The following is a 15,754-nucleotide window of genomic DNA, read 5'->3' as shown; positions in this document are numbered from 1 at the left end:
GATGACCTATACCCCTTCGATCGACAAGCTGAACCTCGTTCCCTTCGTCAGTGTGCATCACATGATGGAACTGGTGCTGGAAATCGGCGTGGAGCGCTTTCTGGCGGAACTGACGAATTACATTGAGGAAGATTTTCTCCGCTGGGAGGATTTTGACAAGACGCCGCGTGTGGCCGCGCACAGCCGCGAAGGCGTGATCGAGCTGATGCCGACGAGCGATGGCAAGCATTACGGCTTCAAATATGTGAACGGTCATCCCAAGAACACCCGCGAGGGGCGGCAGACGGTGACGGCATTCGGCGTCTATGCCGATGTGGGCAATGGCTATCCGCTTTTGATCACCGAAATGACGATCCTGACGGCGCTGCGCACGGCGGCGACATCTGCTCTGGCGGCGAAGTATCTTGCGCCTGAGGGCTCGCGTACCATGGCGCTTATCGGCAATGGCGCGCAATCCGAGTTTCAGGCGATGGCCTTCAAGGCGGCACTCGGCGTCGACCGGCTGCGGCTCTATGACGTTGATGGCGGCGCGACGGAAAAGTGCCTGCGCAATCTCTCAGGGCTGGGTTTCGAGCTGACCGCCTGCAAGACGCCGGAAGAAGCGGTGGAAGGCGCGGACATCATCACCACCGCGACCGCCGACAAGCAATATGCGACGATCCTGACCGACAACATGGTTGGCTCCGGCGTGCACATCAACGCGGTGGGCGGCGACTGCCCCGGCAAGACCGAACTGCATCGCGACATTCTCACCCGCTCCGACATTTTCGTGGAATATCCGCCGCAGACCCGCATCGAGGGCGAGATCCAGCAGCTTGCGGAGGATCACCCGGTGGAAGAGCTGTGGCAGGTGATTGCCGGAAAGGTGAAAGGGCGTCGCGAGCCGCGCCAGATCACGCTGTTCGATTCCGTCGGTTTCGCGACGGAGGATTTCTCGGCGCTGCGCTATGTCTATGACCGCGTGCGCGAGACCGATCACTTCATCGAGCTCGACCTTCTGGCCGACCCCGATGAGCCGCGCGATCTCTTCGGCATGCTTCTGCGTTTCCCCGGCTCTTCGCTGCTCGCGGCCAAAAAGGCTGGCTGATCAGGGGGCGTCGATCTCCTCGACCAACTGCGGCGGCAGGTGCAGATAGTGGGCGACCTTGCGTTTTGCGGCAATGTCGCGCCACACAAGCCCCACCTGCCGCTCGCTGAGGCCGGTGGCGCAGGCGACCTTCTTGGCCGGAATGGCGTGGTCGAGCCCGTAGAGGCACAGATCCATCTCGCGATAGGGGAGCGCGAAATAGAACTCCTCCTGTGACTGGGCGAGCGAATAGGTGTCTGTCGTCGGCATGCGACGGCGGATTTCGGCGGGCACGCCGAGATATTTCGCGAGCTGGTAGACCTGCGACTTGTAGAGGTGGGCGATGGGCTTCACATCGGCTGCGCCGTCACCGTTCTTCACGAAGAAACCCTGATCATATTCCAGCCGGTTGGGCGTGCCGATGACCGCATAGTTCAGCCGGTCGGCATGGTAATATTCGAGCTGTTTGCGGGTGCGCTGCTTCATGTTGGTGGCGGCGACGATGCCGAGATAGACTTCTGGCGGGAGCCGGTGCTTCTCGACCGTGCCGTCGGGCCGCCGCACCACCAGATAGGAGATGTTGTAGGCCTTGGTGGTGAGCGCATTGGCTATGGCGATCTTCATCGACCAGCCTGCGCCATAGTCCGGCACGACCTGGCGAATGAAGGCGTCGCGGCGCTCATAGCAGCCCATGGCAGCGAGCGACGGGCCGATATCCTCGATCACGCTGGAGAGACCGAACGTCGTTGCGACTTCCTGGCCGAGCCGCAGGCTCTCCGGGTCGGAATCATATTCCGGCATGAACAGGCAGAAGACGCGGTCTGGCCCGAGCGCACGTGCGGCAAGGGCCGCGCAGACGCTGGAATCGATGCCGCCGGACAGGCCGAGCACTAATCCCCGCTTGCGCAGTCTGCTGCGCAGCTGCGTGCGCAGCGCCGTGACGATGCGCTGGGCTTCAGCGGCGGGATCGATCTTCAGATCGTCGATGGAAAAGCTGATGTTCATGTCGTTCATGATGCTTTCAGGGCCTCCATGGCGGCGAGGCGGCGGCTGGGTTTTCCGTTTGCCGTTTTCGGCAGTTCCGCCGGGAAAATGAATGACTTCGGGACCATCGTGTCCGGTAAGCGGTGTTTGCAGTGCCGGGCGAGCATGCGTCCGGTGAGGCCGGGATCGTCGGCCACGATGAGCGCGTCGAGCCGGTGGCCGAAGACGGGGTCGGGCGTGGTGAAGGAAAGCGCCTCGCGCACGCCGGGACAGGCGGCCAGAACGGCGTCCACCTGTCTGGGCGAAACCTTTTCGCCGCGGATCTTCACCACCTCGTCCCGGCGGCCGACGAAATGGAGGAAGCCTTCCGCATCGCGTTTGAAGAGGTCGCCCGTGTGGAGCCTTCGACCGCTGCCATCGGGCGCATCGCGCAGCGCAAGCGCGGTTGCTTCCGGATTGTTCCAGTAGCCCTGCATGACATGCGGTCCGCGGATGACGAGTTCGCCCGTGACGTCCGCCTCGGCTTCGTTGCCGTCTTCATCGACGACAAGGGCCGAGGTGCCCGGCAGGGCCTTGCCGACGGAGGTGGGATGACGGTCGAGCTCTTCCGGTGCAAGGAAGCTTGCCCGCGCGCATTCGGTGAGACCGTACATGGAGTAGATGCGCGCTGCCGGGAAAAGGGCGCGCAGCGCCTGAATGTGGGCGGGCGGCAGGTGGGCTGCGGCATTGGTGATGTAGCGCAGCGGCGGTAGCCGGTCGGGCGTGAGCCCTTCGAGCGTGGCGAGCATGGCCGCCATGGTTGGCACGAGGGGAAACCCGGTAACGCCTTCGGCATGCGCCTTTTCCAGAACCGCATGGGGGAAGGCGAAGCTCTTTTCCAGAACGAGCGTCGCGCCGCTGCGCACGGCTACGAGAAGCTGATACAGCCCGTAGGTGAAGGAAAGCGGCAGTGCGGAAAGCACCACGTCCCTGTCGTCGTTTTCCAGATAATCGGCGATCATCGCCGCTGCCGCATCGACATTGCGGTGGCTCATCATCACGCCCTTCGGCCTGCCGGATGAGCCGGAGGTGTAGATCAGAAAGGCGAGATCCCGGTCGTTTTCCTGCCGGGCGGGTAAGGGCGCCTCTAAATCGAGGCAGGTGTCGAAGGCGATGGCGTCGCTGAGCGTGGCCCTGTCCGTCCGGGTGACGATGTCCGTCCGGGCGACGATGGAAAGGGGCGTGTGGCCCGCCGCAGCAATCGCCTCATTCACGAGGCCGCCATGCCTGGCCTCATGAATGAGGGCTTTTGGCGTGCAGTCCATTAAGATCTGGGCGAGGCCCTCGGCCCTGACGCCGGGGTTGACCGGAACGACCGTCGCGCCGGCCCTGAGACCGGCAAAGATGGCGATGGCCATCTCCCGGCTATTGTCCATGCAAAGCGCAACCCGGTCGCCGGGCTCGACCCCGTGGGCGCATAAGGCCCCGGCCAGACGGTCGGCCAGACGGTCGAAATCGGCGTAGCTTAACCGGTCCGGCCCCGTGACAAGCGCGGTGGCGGAGGGGGCAAGCCCTGCACGGTCTTTCAGTAAGGTCTCAACGCGCATTGCGTCGCTCCTATGCGCCGGCTGGCGCGGTCTCCCTGGCCTTCTTCTTGCCCGCGACAAAGGCGCTTAAGCGGGCAATCGTGTCGAAGTTTTCCGGCACGATCTCCGGGTCGGCGACATCGATGGCGAAGTGCTCCTCGAGAAACGAGACCATCTCCAGAATGCCGGTGGAATCGACAATGTCGTTCTCGATCAGAGATACATCGTCTTCCGGGGCGTCTGCTTCATCGCCGAACAGGAAGTTCTCGATAATGAAGGCGCGGATATCGGCATTGATGGACTGGGGCATGGTGCTTCCTTTCACGGTCAGGCACGAACCGCCAGAGGTTGATCCGTTATCCGAACCGGCCTGGCGAACTGCTGGGACCAAAGCTGTGTCGACAGAATGCCGACGAATGCTGCGTTGTCTCGAAAACCGGTGAAACTATTTAGCCGGCTTTTTTTATACAATCTGGCTGTTTTTTCAACGTGGAAGTTTCCGTTTTCTTCCAGCGCCGATTTCTCGAATGCTCCTTCCACATAGGCCTGCGCGTGATCGGTAAAGGCGCTGGCCTCTGGCGCGCGATAGGGCTGTTTGGGCCGGTCGGCGATCTGTGGCGGCACGACATCGCGCATTGCCTCGCGCAGAAGATGCTTCTCCCTGAGCCCTCTGAGCTTGACGCTCGCCGGTATCTGCGCGGCATGCATGACCAGCCGGTGGTCGAGGAAGGGGAAGCGTGTTTCGATCCCGTGCGCCATCGCCATGCGGTCGCCCTGGCTGGAGAGAATGTAGCCGGGCAGGAGAAAGCGGGTTTCCAGATACTGTGCCTGATGCAGCGGGTGCCATTCACTGAAGGCGTCAGGCAGTGTGGCGGCGAGTTCGTCTGCCGCATCATAGTCGCCGAGCGTCGCCTTGAGTGCATCGGAGAAGAAGAGCTTCGCACCTGCGGTGCTGCGGATGCGCGGGCGATGCGAGAACAGCGGGTCGTTCAGATCGTCGCCGGCAACGCCGAAAAAGGCGGCGAGATAATCCGGTGTCTGGCGCTTCAGATTGGAGAGATAGGGGTAGATGCGGCGGAACAGGTGCGGCCGCAATTGCGAGCCCGGCTGGCGCGCGCAGAAGCGCCGGATGCGCGCCTCCTTGAAAATGTCGTAACCGGCAAAGACCTCGTCTGCCCCTTCGCCGGAAAGGACCGCCTTGATGCCTTTCGAGCGCACCAGACCGGACAGCCGGTAGAGTGGTGCGGGACCGGTGCGCAGGATCGGCTGCTCCGTGTGGCGGATGACCTGCGGAAACACGGTGGCGATCTCGTCCATGTCGCAATCGACAGTGTGATGCTCAGTGCCGAGCGCACGCACCATCTCGTTCTGGAATGCGCTTTCGTCGAAGGCAGGATCGGAAAAGGTGACGGCGAAACTGGTCAGGCCGGCGGGCGCCATGCGCTTGGCGAGTGCGGCGATGATGGAGGAATCGAGCCCGCCCGACAGATAGGTTCCCACCTCCACATCGGCGCGCAGACGAATGCGCGTTGCGTCTTCCAGAAGGGCACGGGTCTCCCCCGCCAGCTCTGCCTCGGAAGAATTGTGCCGGACATCGGAGAAATTCAGATCCCAGTAGCGTTGCGTGCGGGTTGCGCCATTCTCGACGATCATCCAGTGCGCCGGCGGCAGTTCGCTGACGCCTTCAAACGCTGTGCGCGGTGGAATGGGAGCCCAGAGTGTAAAAATCTGGTCGAGCGCGAAGGGGTCGAGCCGCGCCTCCATGCCAGGAACGGTAAGGAGCGCCTTGATCTCGGACGCGAAATGGAACCGGCCCTGACGCCATGTGTAGTAAAGCGGGCGCACGCCCATGCGGTCGCGGGCGAGGAAAAGGCGCTTGCGGCGCGCATCATGGATCGCGAAGGCGAAATCGCCATTGAGTTGCTCAACGCAATCTGGCCCGAACGCCTCGTAGAGGTGCAGTATGACTTCGGTGTCGCTTGACGTGCGAAAGCGATGACCACGGCTTTCAAGGTCCCGGCGCAGTTCGACGTGATTGAAGATCTCGCCATTATAGGTGATGTGGAGCTGCCCGTCGGCACTCGTCATGGGCTGCTGGCCGTCCGCCAGATCGACAATGGAAAGGCGGCGATGGGCAAGGCCCACATCTTCTGTCACGTGGATGCCGGCTTCATCCGGGCCGCGATGGGCGATTGTGGCGGACATGGCCGCAAGAAGCCTTTCAGCTTCCTGCGGGTGAAGACCCGCTCCGCAATAACCCGCTATTCCGCACATTTACAAACCACCCCTGCGGGCCATTTGGCCCGGTTCCGCTGTCGCAGCTTTTTGTTGAATCGCGAAAGCGCTCCAGTTTTTTGCTTTTCCGCAATTCCGGACGGAAAACCGGTGCCCACTTTTCCTGGAATTGCTCTAGTCGAAACGGTCCCCAAGAAGCCGCGTCCAAGATTCTCCCGCAAAGCCGTTGAAAAAAGCCTGCCCCTTGATGAACGGTTCGAGCAGCGTCTTGTCTTTCGCATGAACAATGCTGGAGGACGCATGGATGAATGCGAAGCGGCGACCGAGCATGGCGTTGATCAGGGGCGGCTGTCCGCGCCCCCGCAGAGCCACCAGCCCGCGTTCGGTCGCGTCCGCCAGCATTGCGTCGATGACCGGGCCTTCCTGACCGGGCAGAGACAGGATCTGGATCACGCGTCCGATGCCGCCCGCATCGCCGTAATAGAGGAACAGGCCGACCGGCTTGCCGCCGCGCGAGAGCACCTTGCGGCGCACCATCGCGCCGTAATCCGCCTTGCGCTGCGATTCATGCACCATGCGTTGAAGCGCGTTCTCCGTCCATTGAGGATGCAGGGCGAAGGCAGAGACGAATTGCTGGAACAGCGACACCGTTTCAGCCGCATCGGCGTCCTCGGTGGCAAGTGTCTTGCCCGCAAATTCCGCATCCGACACATGGGTCCATTGGGGCGGTGCGCCCCGGCGCCGCAGCAGGGCGTCGAAGGGCCGTGCGAGCGGTTTTGCGATGGCGGCAGGCGCGAAGGCGGACGCGGCCATGGCGGCGATGAAGCCGGCCGGGCGCAGGATGCGCAGCCATTCGAGACTGTAATCCGGCAGGATCGTGCCGCGCAGCTTGCGCCACATGGTCGTGGAAACATCATTGGCGGTTTCGGTCAGTGAGAGATCCTGCGGGCCGGACTGGAAGGCGCGTAGAAGGCGCGCGCCGGCATAGGGATCCTGTTCGTGACCATCCACCATGAAGCTGCCGCCGATGGCGCTCTTCAGGGTTTTGCCCTGATAGACGAAGGGCATGGGAAGCACACCCATGAAACCATTGACCGTGCCGTCTTCGCGAAGATGCACAAGTGAATGGATGTCGTCGTCGTGGTAGGGCGGGTCGAGAAAGAGTGTCTCGAGATATTCGCGCGCGCCAAGCGGCGCGGGGCCGTGTCCCTTGCGCAATATGCGCTGGAACATCTCCGCAATGGCGGAAATGTCATCACGCTCCAATGGACGGATTTCACTCACGGACAATTACGCGCCCCGGTTGAATACAAATACACTCGGGACCAATGTGTGACCTAAAGTTGTTTATGAATTCTTTTGCGCCGGAAAGTTTTTGTGCATGGCATTCCGGCGAGCGTGTATGATTGCCGGCAAGCGCAGCCACAAGACTGCGGATGGGAACACGCAGAAGCAAATCGGGCTTAATGAATCTACGGCACATAGAGGTTTTTCACGCGATCCGTCTGGCCGGGTCGATCAATGCTGCGGCTGAAAGGCTGAATGTCTCGCAGCCGGCGCTCAGCCGGACGCTGAAGCACGCGGAATCGCTTCTCGGCTTCAAGCTGTTCGATCGCGTGAAGCAGCGGCTTGTGCCGACGCGCGAGGCGGAGCTTCTGTTTGCCGAGGCCGTGGATGTGCATGGCGCGCTTGAGCGTTTCCGCACGCTCGCGCGCAATCTGGGGCGCAATCCCGACGATGTGCTGCGGGTGGGCTTTCTGCCGAGTCTTGGTGTGGGGCTTGCGCCGAAAGTGATGTCGAACCTGCCCCGGCACTGGGAAGGCTTCAAGATCGAGCTGTTCACCCATCACTATGACGTGCTTTTGAAGCGCCTTCATGCGCTCGATCTCGATCTGGCGGTGGCCTTCAACATCGTTGAAACGCCGGGCATCAGCTCCACCACGGTGGGCACGATGAGCCTGACCTATCTGGAGACGGATGATCCCGCCAGGCCGTTCGATCCTTCGCCGGTGCATCTGAGCGAAATCGACATGCAATCCTTTGTCGGGCTTGAGAAGGAATCGCCCGTGGGCGTGTTCCTGAAGGCGGCCTTCGACGAGGAGGGCCTGCCCTATGAGCCGCGGATTTCGGTGCACACCTATTCGGTGGCGGCGGCCTGTGTCAGCCAGGGCGTGGGTTGCGCCATCGTGGACGAATTTTCAGCGCGCTACACGCGCGGCGTGCGGCTGCGCCCGCTGGTGCCCAACCTGCAATTCTCGATCACGGCCCTGACGTCGGAGAACCGTGCGATCTCCAACGCCGAGGAAATGTTCATCAGGATTCTGAAATCGGCCTGTCAGGAACTGCACCGGGAGGGGTGACGCTTTTCCTGCCGGTCAGGCCTCGCCACGCGCCACGAAACGCCCGCCGCGCGCGCCGGTGACCGCGCCATTGGCGAGCACCGCGACGCCATTGACGAAGACATGCTCGATGCCGGCCGACGGGCGGTCTGGCGTGTCGTAATCGGCAAGATCCAGAACCGTGTCGGCATCGAAGGCGACGAGATCGGCGTGGAAGCCTTCCTGCAGCCTTCCGCGCCGGGCGAAGCCGAAGATCTGGGCGGGCAGTGAGGTCATCTTGCGGATGGCTTCTTCGAGCGGCAGCACGCCATCTTCGCGCACATAGCGGCCAAGCACGCGGGGGAAGGTGCCCCAGAGGCGCGGATGGGCCTGCGGGCCGGGGATGCCGTCGGAGCCGATCATGGTGCGCGGGTGCTGCATGATGCGGTTGATGTCTTCCGGCGACATCTGGAAATAGATGCCGCGTGCGGGCGAAAGCCTGCGGGCCGCTTCTTCCTCATCACAGCCCATTTTCTCCGCGACTTTGGAAAGCTCCAGCCCGTTGAATTCGGGATGGGCGGTGGAATCGATGACCAGGATGCGCTCCGCATGACGGGTCAGCTCCGGCAGGAGCACGGTCGAGCTTGCCTCATAGGGATAGACATCCATGGCGATGTCCTGATGACGAAGCGCGCTGTCGATCATCGAGAGTGTTTTCTTCGAGCGCCCGTAATTGTGGCGGCCGATGCATTTGTGGTGCGAGATCACCACCGGGACGCCGGCGCGCCGACCGATGGCAATCGTCTCGCCGACGGATTCTTCCACCCGGTCGCGTTCATCGCGCATATGGGTGACGTAGAGCGCGCCGGGGAAGGCGGCGAGTGTCTGTGAGAGCGCCACGACCTCATCGGTCGGTGCGTGGCGGGCGACCGGATAGGCAAGGCCGGTGCTGAGGCCCAGCACACCTGCCTCCAGCGCTTCTTCGAGCAGGAGGCGCATGGCCACGATCTGGCCTTCGGAGGCGGGCGCATCCGTATCTTCGAGCGTCATGGCGCGCAGCGTGCCATGGCCGGCAAGGGCGGCCACATTGACGGCGACGCCGGCTGCATCCACCGCCTTGCGGTAGGCGGCAAAGGAACCGAAACGATAGTCTTCCGCCGTGCCGAGAAGGCCGAGCGGTGGGACCAGTTCGGCGGGCTTTGCGTATGGCGCGAGGCTGATGCCGCAATTGCCGACGATCACGCTGGTCACGCCCTGCGTGATCTTGGGCTCCATCGCGCTGTCGTTCAGGACAGCGAGATCGTCATGGGTGTGAACGTCGATGAAGCCGGGTGCGAGGCTGAGACCGTCGAGGTCGATTGTCTCTTTTGCCTGCCAGCCGGAAACGTCGCCGACCGCGGCGATGCGGCCATTGCAGAGTGCCACGCCGCCGCGGGTCGGTTGCCCCCCCAGGCCATCGAACAGCAAAGCGTTTGTCAAAAGCGTGTCGCAGGTGGATTGCGTCATCGGAAACTCCTTGCTGTCCGTAGAGAGTCAGCCTGCCGTGAGGTCCGGCAGCCGGTCTGTTGTCGAGATGCGCTGTTCAAGCGCTGCGCCGAGCGCAAGCAGCGGCTCCTCCGCGAAGGCTGCGCCCATGAGCTGCACCGAGAGCGGCAGGCCCGTTTCGGTGAAGCCTGCCGGCAGCGCCAGGCCGCATGCGCCGACATAGTTTGCCGGGCGGCCATAGGCGGCCATCGGAACCGCAGTTTCATCCACCTCCGAGACGGGGATGGCGGGGAAGGGCACCGTCGGCGTGAGCAGCGCGTCGAACGGCTTCATGAAGTCGGCATAGACCGCCTTCATGCGCCTGTGGCCGGCGAGCGTCTCGATATAGTCGTTGGCGCTGACATTGGCTCCGGCGAGCACGCGCTGGCGCACATAGGGGCCGATGGGAACGCTCTCGTCGTGGATGTAATCGCGGTGAACCGCATAGGCTTCTGCGGCGATGATGCGGCCGTTGCTCTCCGTCAGCTCGTTGAAGGCGAAGGGCAGGTCGGCGGGAACCAGCGTCACGCCGAGGCTGATGAGCGCTTCCTTTGCCTGATCGTAAGCGGCCTGGCTTTCGGCATCGAGCGGGATCGGGAAATCCTCTTCGCGCATGACCGCGACACGCATGCCCTGCGTGCGCAGGCCCTGCCATGCGCCCGGCTTGAGCGCCGGTGCAAGACGGGTGGCCGGGTCGCTGGCGTCCGGTCCGCAAAGCGCGTCGAGCAGAAGGGCCGCGTCGGCGACGGTGCGCGTCATCGGGCCGATGGAATCGAGAGTGCTGGAAAGCGGGAAGCAGCCTTTCAGGCTGATCCGTCCATAGGTGGGTTTCAGGCCCACAATGCCGTTGAGCGCGGCGGGAATGCGCACGGAGCCGCCCGTGTCGCTGCCGATGGCCGCCGGCGCAAGGCCGGCGGCAACGGCCACGCCCGAGCCGCTGGAGGAGCCTCCGGGAATGCGATGTGTCTGCATGTCCCAGGGGTTGCGCGGTGTTCCGCATATCGGATTCGTGCCCCAGCCTCCGAATGCGAATTCGACCATTGCTGCGCGGCCGATCGGAATCATGCCGGCGGCAAGCAGTTTGCGCATGACGGTGGCGTCGCTGGTTGAGCGCCGGTCTTTCCAGGCGGCGCTGCCCACCGTACAGGTTTCGTCCTGCCAGTCGACCAGGTCCTTCACGGCAATTGGCAGGCCGTGAAGGGGGCCGTAGACCACGCCAGACGCGCGCAGCTTGTCGAGCCCCTCCGCCATGGACATTGCCCGCTCGGCATCGACATGCACGAAGGCGCCGAGAGCCTTGTCATGCCTGGCGATGCGCTCCAGGAAATGCCGGGTGATGGTGCTGGACGTGAGCGAGCCTTCGCTCAGCGCTTTCGAGAGGTCCGCGAGGGACGCGAATGACGGATCCATGATATTCTTTTCTTGAGAAAATGCGCCCGACCCCGAGGGAGACGTTTCGGAAGCCGGGCGCAAGTTGGCTAGTCGCGTTGATCCCAACCGGGGATCGGGTACACAGGCTCGGCAACGGCGACTTCTTCAGGCCACACGGTCACGAGCCCCTTGCCCGGCTGCAACTGCACGACCGGGAAAGGCATTCTCAGCTGCTTGCCGGTTTCGTCGATCGCGTAAGGACCGGCGAGGACCGTCAGGTTGTCGCTGAGTTCCATGGCCGCCTTCTTCATGTCGGCGGCGTCGAAGCTGTCTGCGTTCTCGATGATTTCGCCGGCGATGACGGCGGCGCCATAGGCGAGAACGGTCTGGAAGTCCGGCTCATAGGAGACGTCCGGGAAGAGCTTTTCGTAAGCTGCCAGGAAGCCTTCACGGTCGAGGCCGGCATTGACCTCCCAGTTGATGGTCGGGTGGAAGTTGGTGTGGCTGTAGATGTACTGCGCATCGTCGCCGATCTCGATGAACTGCGGCGTCGAGGCGTAGACCATGAACGAGAACGGGAAGTTCACGTTCATCTGGTGCATCTGCCGCACCATGGAGATCAGATCGCCCTCATAGCTGGTGGGGAAGAACACGTCGGCGCCAGCCGCGCGCGCCTTCTGCAGGAGCAGGCTGAAATCCTTCGTGCCCTTCGGATAGTCTTCCTTCAGGACCACTTCCATGCCGAGCTTTTCGGCAATTGCTTCCGCGCCATCGGCGAGACCGGCCGGGAAGGGCTCGTCCACATTGACGATGGCGACCTTCTTGTTGCCAAGTGCTGCGGCGGCTTCGAGACCGGCCGACGGCATACGCGACACCGGCATCTGGGTTGCCGAGACGATGTTCTTGAAGCCCTGGTCATACAGCGCATCGGAGGCCGCGGACCAGATGACCATGAACTTGCCGAGACGCTCGGTCACGGTGGCGGCGGCTGCCGTCAGGGTGGAGCCGAACGGGGCCATCAGGACGTCGACATTCTCATTGGCGATCAGGTCTTCATAGACGCGCGCCACCATCTGCTTGTCGGAGCGGTCGTCGCGCTTGACGAGCTCGACGAGGCGCTTCTCGCCATTCACTTCCAGGCCGCCATTGGCGTTGACTTCATCGACCCAGATTTCCACGCCGCGCACACCCGACTGCGAGGCGAGCGCGAAGTTGCCGGACGACGAAACCGTCATGCCGATCCGGATCTTTTCCTGCGCCTGGCCGGTGACCGGCAGCGCAAAGCAGGCAAGCAGCGTGCCTGCCATGAAGCTTCGTTTGGTCATATTCCACATGGGCATTCCCCTTTTGTTGATCTTGGAAAAACGACGCCTCACACGTCGATCTTGTAGTTCATCCACTCGGCGACCATTTCCTTGAGCTGGCCATCGGTGGCGAAATCCTCCCTGGTGCCTTCCGCCTTGTTGCGGCCAAGCTCCAGAATGTAGAGGCGGTCCGAAATCGTGGCGCACTGGCGCACGTTCTGGTCCACCAGAATGATGGTGGCGCCCTGGTCTGCGAGATCGCGGGTAAGCGCGTAGATGTCCTTGGAAATCTTCGGCGCGATCATGGCCGTGGGCTCATCGAGCAGGATCACCTTCGGCTCGGTGACGAGCGCGCGGGCGATTTCCAGAAAGCGCTGCTGGCCGCCGCTCATGGAGCCGGCGAGTGTCGAGCGCTTTTCTTTGAGGATCGGGAACCGCTCGAAAATGCCGTCGATGGCGCGTTCGATGCGGGCCTTGTCCTTGCGGAAGGGCCAGCAACCCAGAAGCAGATTGTCGTAGACCGACAGGCCCGCAAAAGCGCTGCGGTTCTGCGGCACGAAGGACACGCCTTCGAGTGCGCGCTGGAACGCCTTCAGATTGGTGATGTCGCGACCGCCCATGGTGATGGTGCCGGTCTTGGTGGACAGAAGGCCGAAGATGGTCTTCAGCACGGTCGACTTGCCCGCGCCGTTCGGCCCGATGATGCCGGTGACCTCGCCGGGCTTTGCCCGCAATGCCACTTCCTTGAGAACCGTGATGTCTCCGTTATAGGCGACGGAGATGTTCTCCATGCTCAGTTCAACGCCATGCATGGTCAGGCTCCCAGGTATGCTTCGATGACGTCCGGATTCTTCTGGATCGCTTCGGCGTCGCCCTCAGCGAGGACACGGCCTTCATGCATGACCAGAATGTTGTCGGACAGTTCGTAGACGGAGGTGAGGTCGTGGCTGACGAGAAGCACCGAACAGCCCAGCTCCTTCGGCATTTCGCGGATGATGTTGATGAGCAGTAGTGCGAGGCTCGGATTGACGCCCGCGAACGGCTCGTCGAGCAGCACCAGCTTCGGATTGGCCACCATGATGCGGGCGAGTTCCAGAAGCTTCTGCTGGCCGCCGGAAAGCTCTTCCGCATAGTTGTGGCGCAGCCGGTAGAGCTCCACCTTTTGCAGCCAGTAGGCGCTGATTTCGGCGATCTCGGCGTTGCTCATCCCCTTGTTGAGGAGTGCGACCGAGAGATTTTCCAGGAGCGACATCTGCGGGAAGATGCGCGGCACCTGGAAGGTGCGGCCCACGCCTTCGGAGAAGACCGCATGCGGGGCCTTGCCGATGAGGCTGACGCCATCAAGCGTGATTTCACCGGCGGTCGCGTCATAGAGACCGTTGATGCAGTTGAGCATCGTGGTTTTGCCGGAGCCGTTCATGCCCAGAACGCCAAGGATCGACCGGTCGGGGAGGGTGAGGTTGACGCCGTCGAGCGCCGTCATGCCACCGAATTTCTTTACGAGCTTGTCGACTTTCAACATGACGTCACCGCGAGTTCTGCACGCCGAACAGGCCGGCGGGGCGAATGAGAATGACGGCGATCAGGAGCACGAAGCCGAGGAGCATCGCCACGGTTCCGCTGAAGAACACCATGGCCGTCTGCTCGGCGAGGCCGAACAGGATGCCGCCGGCGACTGCGCCGATCGGATGGCCGAGGCCGCCCAGAACGATCACGATGAAGCCGATCAGGGTGTAATCCTGGCCGATGAAGGGGGAGAAGGAGGGGAAGATCATCGACACGAGGATGCCGGTGATGCCCGCCAGACCAAGGCCGAGACCGAAGGTCAGGGCCGAAAGGTGGTTCAGGTCCACGCCGACGATCTGGATCGCGTCACGGTTCATGATGATGGCGCGCAGAGCCTTGCCCGGCAGTGTGCGGTAGAGGAAGAACGCCAGCGCACCGGTGACCACGACCGCAACCGCAAGGCCAAGCAGCTTGGTGGTCGGCAGGATGATGTTGCCGAACATCAGGAAGGGCGGGTCGAGCGTGAAGTTGAGCGAGCGTGCATCCGCCTCGAAGGCGAGCAGCATGAGCGCGCCCAGCACGAGCGACAGGCCGAACATGACCAGAAGCGAGGCGTGCTCGGGATCGTTGGAGCGCGCAAGACGCTTAACCAGCACGAAATAGAGGCCGTAGCCCATCATGCCGAAGACGATAAAGATCAGCGGCATTGCGAGTAGCGGGGACAGGCCGAGCCAGGCCTGGGCGAAATAGGCGCCATAGGCACCCAGCACGATGAATTCGCCATGGGCGAAGTTGACGACGCGCAGGACGCCGAAGATCACGTTGAGGCTGACGCCGATCAGCGCGTAGATCAGCCCGACGACGATGCCGTTGACGAGGCCTTGAAGCAGAAGTTCGTTCATCTTTGTTTCAATCCTGTACGTCTTACGGAATGAAGCGCCGGAAGCGCGAGAAGCGCTGGGCGAAGGCCCCGACGATGCCACGCGGCAGGAGCAGCATCAGTGCGATGATGACCACGCCGAGAATGAGCAGGTTGAGGGTCGGGAAATGCCGCCAGATCAGCTGGTCGATGCCGTAGAGCGTGGATGCGCCGATGATCGGGCCGACCAGGAAGCCGAGGCCGCCGGCCATCGCGTAGACGATGCTCTTTGCCGTCACCAGCAGGTTGAAGGAGGAATCGAGGTCGATGGCATTGGTGTACCAGGCCTCGACGCCGCCCACGAGGGCAGGGAACATGGTGGCCATGATCCAGGCCTTGAGGCGGGTGCCCACCACGTTGACGCCAACCACCTCTGCGGCCTCGCTGTCATCGCGGATGGCGCGCAGCGCCGTGCCGAGGCGCGACATGGTAAGCCAGGTGCCGGCTGCCAGAGCGCCCATCAGCACCACGAACATGGCGTAATAGGCGGCCACGGGATCGTTTGCAGCCGAAAGGATAAGGCCGAGGCTGCCGCCGGTGATGTCGCTCGGCATGAGCGAGATCACGAGCTTCATGGCCATGGCGAGCGCGAGGCTGACAATGCCGAAATAAACGCCCTTGAGCCGCAGCGTGGGCGCGACCAGAAGACCGATGGTGACACCGGCCAGCGCCGCACCGGCAAGCGCCACGGGAATGGGCAGGCCGAAGGTCTTGTACAGAACGCCGGTGGCGTAAGCGCCGATGCCGTAAAACGCCACATAACCAAAAGGCATATATCCGGCCAGGCCAGCGACGAAATTGAACGACGTCGCCATGGTGATCCACAGCATCATGTAGAAGAGGAAGGAGAGATTGCTGGCGAACAATGGAGCCGGCAAAAAGACGGCGACAATGGCCGCGACCACAATGCCCCATATCAAGAATTTGATATGGCTTGATTTTTCAGTATTTCCTTGGGGCGC

The 15,754-nt window shown here is 62.6% G+C and carries 14 protein-coding genes; 2 read left to right on the top strand and 12 right to left on the bottom strand.

What is annotated here, in order from left to right:
• Window position 1: 1 nt before the first annotated feature.
• Complete coding sequence (locus ACRTG1_RS09750) at window positions 2-1,087, top strand: ornithine cyclodeaminase (RefSeq protein ID WP_113153050.1); 1,086 nt, start codon at window positions 2-4, stop codon at window positions 1,085-1,087.
• On the opposite strand, the gene nadE is transcribed toward ACRTG1_RS09750, so the two are convergent.
• The 5 genes from nadE to ACRTG1_RS09725 all read right to left on the bottom strand — a co-directional run bounded on the left by nadE (window position 1,088) and on the right by ACRTG1_RS09725 (window position 7,134).
• Window positions 1,088-2,080, bottom strand: a complete 993-nt coding sequence (gene nadE, locus ACRTG1_RS09745) for an NAD(+) synthase (protein WP_317088748.1) — start codon at window positions 2,078-2,080, stop codon at window positions 1,088-1,090.
• The gene (locus tag ACRTG1_RS09740; RefSeq protein WP_432516178.1) at window positions 2,077-3,636 is read right to left on the bottom strand and encodes a class I adenylate-forming enzyme family protein; all 1,560 of its coding nucleotides are present in this window, start codon (window positions 3,634-3,636) and stop codon (window positions 2,077-2,079) included. The genes nadE and ACRTG1_RS09740 overlap by 4 nt, the downstream gene beginning before the upstream one ends.
• Window positions 3,637-3,646: 10 nt before the next feature.
• Window positions 3,647-3,925, bottom strand: coding sequence for an acyl carrier protein (locus ACRTG1_RS09735; RefSeq protein WP_113153047.1), 279 nt, complete (start codon window positions 3,923-3,925; stop codon window positions 3,647-3,649).
• A gap of 17 nt (window positions 3,926-3,942) precedes the next feature.
• A complete protein-coding gene (asnB, locus tag ACRTG1_RS09730; protein ID WP_432516177.1) occupies window positions 3,943-5,889 on the bottom strand; it encodes an asparagine synthase (glutamine-hydrolyzing) in 1,947 nt (648 codons plus the stop codon).
• 135 nt (window positions 5,890-6,024) lie between these two features.
• A complete protein-coding gene (locus ACRTG1_RS09725; protein ID WP_432516176.1) occupies window positions 6,025-7,134 on the bottom strand; it encodes a hypothetical protein in 1,110 nt (369 codons plus the stop codon).
• Between the two features lie 182 nt (window positions 7,135-7,316).
• Between ACRTG1_RS09725 and ACRTG1_RS09720 the strand changes: the two genes are divergently transcribed.
• Entirely contained in the window at window positions 7,317-8,210 is an 894-nt protein-coding gene (locus ACRTG1_RS09720; protein WP_206544264.1) for a LysR family transcriptional regulator, read from the top strand.
• Window positions 8,211-8,225: 15 nt separating this feature from the next.
• Here ACRTG1_RS09720 and ACRTG1_RS09715 read toward each other — a convergent pair whose 3' ends face one another.
• The 7 genes from ACRTG1_RS09715 to ACRTG1_RS09685 form a co-directional block, all read right to left on the bottom strand.
• Window positions 8,226-9,674 carry an N-acyl-D-amino-acid deacylase family protein gene (locus tag ACRTG1_RS09715; protein WP_432516175.1) on the bottom strand — a complete coding sequence of 483 codons (1,449 nt, stop codon included), beginning with the start codon at window positions 9,672-9,674 and terminating at the stop codon, window positions 8,226-8,228.
• Between the two features lie 27 nt (window positions 9,675-9,701).
• The gene (locus tag ACRTG1_RS09710; RefSeq protein ID WP_206547878.1) at window positions 9,702-11,102 is read right to left on the bottom strand and encodes an amidase; all 1,401 of its coding nucleotides are present in this window, start codon (window positions 11,100-11,102) and stop codon (window positions 9,702-9,704) included.
• Window positions 11,103-11,170: 68 nt separating this feature from the next.
• Window positions 11,171-12,397 (bottom strand): amino acid ABC transporter substrate-binding protein, encoded by a 1,227-nt coding sequence (locus ACRTG1_RS09705; RefSeq protein WP_432516174.1) that lies wholly within the window; start codon window positions 12,395-12,397, stop codon window positions 11,171-11,173.
• Window positions 12,398-12,435: 38 nt separating this feature from the next.
• Window positions 12,436-13,179, bottom strand: a complete 744-nt coding sequence (locus ACRTG1_RS09700; RefSeq protein WP_065815876.1) for an ABC transporter ATP-binding protein — start codon at window positions 13,177-13,179, stop codon at window positions 12,436-12,438.
• Between the two features lie 2 nt (window positions 13,180-13,181).
• Entirely contained in the window at window positions 13,182-13,889 is a 708-nt protein-coding gene (locus ACRTG1_RS09695; RefSeq protein ID WP_432516173.1) for an ABC transporter ATP-binding protein, read from the bottom strand.
• A 4-nt stretch (window positions 13,890-13,893) separates the two neighbouring features.
• On the bottom strand, window positions 13,894-14,775 hold the full coding sequence (locus ACRTG1_RS09690) for a branched-chain amino acid ABC transporter permease (protein ID WP_113153040.1): 882 nt from the start codon (window positions 14,773-14,775) through the stop codon (window positions 13,894-13,896).
• Window positions 14,776-14,797: 22 nt separating this feature from the next.
• Window positions 14,798-15,712 carry a branched-chain amino acid ABC transporter permease gene (locus ACRTG1_RS09685; protein WP_222473983.1) on the bottom strand — a complete coding sequence of 305 codons (915 nt, stop codon included), beginning with the start codon at window positions 15,710-15,712 and terminating at the stop codon, window positions 14,798-14,800.
• Window positions 15,713-15,754 lie beyond the last annotated feature (42 nt).

Source organism: Nitratireductor sp. PBL-C9, from assembly GCF_050877045.1.
In the GTDB taxonomy this organism is placed as follows: domain Bacteria; phylum Pseudomonadota; class Alphaproteobacteria; order Rhizobiales; family Rhizobiaceae; genus Nitratireductor; species Nitratireductor aquimarinus.
This window is presented reverse-complemented; position numbering and strand designations above follow the sequence as displayed.

Coding starts and splice junctions, on each gene's coding strand:
- ACRTG1_RS09750 (WP_113153050.1), top strand. CDS start 2: ATGACCTATACCCCTTCGATCGACAAGCTGAACCTCGTTCCCTTCGTC.
- nadE (WP_317088748.1), bottom strand. CDS start 2,080: ATGAACGACATGAACATCAGCTTTTCCATCGACGATCTGAAGATCGAT.
- ACRTG1_RS09740 (WP_432516178.1), bottom strand. CDS start 3,636: ATGCGCGTTGAGACCTTACTGAAAGACCGTGCAGGGCTTGCCCCCTCC.
- ACRTG1_RS09735 (WP_113153047.1), bottom strand. CDS start 3,925: ATGCCCCAGTCCATCAATGCCGATATCCGCGCCTTCATTATCGAGAAC.
- asnB (WP_432516177.1), bottom strand. CDS start 5,889: ATGTGCGGAATAGCGGGTTATTGCGGAGCGGGTCTTCACCCGCAGGAA.
- ACRTG1_RS09720 (WP_206544264.1), top strand. CDS start 7,317: ATGAATCTACGGCACATAGAGGTTTTTCACGCGATCCGTCTGGCCGGG.
- ACRTG1_RS09715 (WP_432516175.1), bottom strand. CDS start 9,674: ATGACGCAATCCACCTGCGACACGCTTTTGACAAACGCTTTGCTGTTC.
- ACRTG1_RS09710 (WP_206547878.1), bottom strand. CDS start 11,102: ATGGATCCGTCATTCGCGTCCCTCGCGGACCTCTCGAAAGCGCTGAGC.
- ACRTG1_RS09705 (WP_432516174.1), bottom strand. CDS start 12,397: ATGTGGAATATGACCAAACGAAGCTTCATGGCAGGCACGCTGCTTGCC.
- ACRTG1_RS09700 (WP_065815876.1), bottom strand. CDS start 13,179: ATGCATGGCGTTGAACTGAGCATGGAGAACATCTCCGTCGCCTATAAC.
- ACRTG1_RS09695 (WP_432516173.1), bottom strand. CDS start 13,889: ATGTTGAAAGTCGACAAGCTCGTAAAGAAATTCGGTGGCATGACGGCG.
- ACRTG1_RS09690 (WP_113153040.1), bottom strand. CDS start 14,775: ATGAACGAACTTCTGCTTCAAGGCCTCGTCAACGGCATCGTCGTCGGG.